Origin of the sequence: Thiomicrorhabdus marina (assembly GCF_017571465.1) — a bacterium.
Classification (GTDB): domain Bacteria; phylum Pseudomonadota; class Gammaproteobacteria; order Thiomicrospirales; family Thiomicrospiraceae; genus Thiomicrorhabdus; species Thiomicrorhabdus marina.
Window position 1 is genome coordinate 1 of sequence record NZ_JAGETV010000056.1, and the last position, 1308, is coordinate 1308.

Below are 1308 nucleotides of genomic sequence, written 5' to 3' on the forward strand. Positions count from 1 at the left end.
ACAAAAGCCGCCAAGCAAGGAAATGCCGATGCGCAATACGATCTTGGGGTGATGTATGCCAATGGACAAGGTGTTAAACAGGATGACTTCAAAGCGGTGGAGTGGTACACCAAAGCTGCCAAGCAAGGGCTAGTCTATGCGCAATTCAATCTTGGGGTGATGTATGCCAATGGACGAGGTGTTAAACAGGATGACTTTAAAGCGGTGGAATGGTACACGAAAGCCGCCGAGCAAGGAGTTGCCCGTGCGCAATACAACCTTGGCCTGATGTATGACAATGGGCGAGGCGTTACACAGGATTACTTCAAAGCATTCGAGTGGTATAGCAAAGCCGCCGAGGAAGGGTATGCCCGTGCGCAATACAACCTTGGGGTGATGTATGCCAATGGGGAAGGTGTTAAACAGGATGACTTCAAAGCGGTTGAGTGGTACACCAAAGCCGCTAAGCAAGGGCATGTTAGTGCGCAAACTAATCTTGGTTGGACGTATGAAAACGGACGAGGCGTTAAGCAGGATGACTTCAAAGCGGTGGAGTGGTATACCAAAGCCGCCAAGCAAGGGGTTGCCCGTGCGCAATACAGCCTTGGGATGATGTATGACAATGGACGAGGCGTTAAGCAGGATGACTTCAAAGCGGTGGAGTGGTATACCAAAGCCGCCAAGCAAGGAAATGCCGCTGCGCAAAACAATCTTGGTTTTATGTATAGAAATGGACGAGGCGTAAAACGGAATTTAGCAAAAGCCGTTGATTGGACAGGTAAGGCTTGCGATAACCGGAGTCAAATGGGGTGTGATAACTATAAACTGTACAAGTCTCAGTTATCAGGGGCAACAAGTTCGTCGAGTTCAAAATAACCTGTCAAACCTGCACCTAGCAATGGTTATGTGAGGTGTAATACGAAGTGTTTTAATGACGATTGTTATCGAACTTACTCAGATGGTAAGCAAGTTCACTTTCAAGCAAAGCAAGTATGAGATCCATTTAACAATCAGTTCAAGTTTGATTCGGGCGGTTGTTAGTTTTAATTAAGTGCTTGTTTAGATAAAAAATAGGGCTACACATGAAGAAAATATTATTCGCAGCATTAGTTGCATTGAGTTTGTCTGCTCCGGTTCAGGCGGGGTTTGATGAAGGTCTTTCTGCTGCTCAAAAAGGTGATTACGCCACCGCTTTTAGAGAATGGGAACCGCTTGCTAAGCAAGGGGATGTCGATGCGCAAAACTATCTTGGGTTTAGATACTCCAACGGACAAGGCGTTAAACAGGATGACTTCAAAGCGGTGGAGTGGTACACAAAAGCCGCCAAGC

At 46.6% G+C, this 1308-nt stretch carries 1 protein-coding gene and 1 pseudogene; both read left to right on the forward strand.

All coding sequences use genetic code 11. From position 1 onward, the window contains the following. Positions 1 to 855: SEL1-like repeat protein (locus J3998_RS13025; protein ID WP_208151099.1), on the forward strand; the 855-nt coding region annotated here is incomplete at its 5' end. Positions 856 to 1061: 206 nt separating this feature from the next. Next, positions 1062 to 1308: pseudogene (locus J3998_RS13030) on the forward strand (sel1 repeat family protein); the annotation flags it as partial.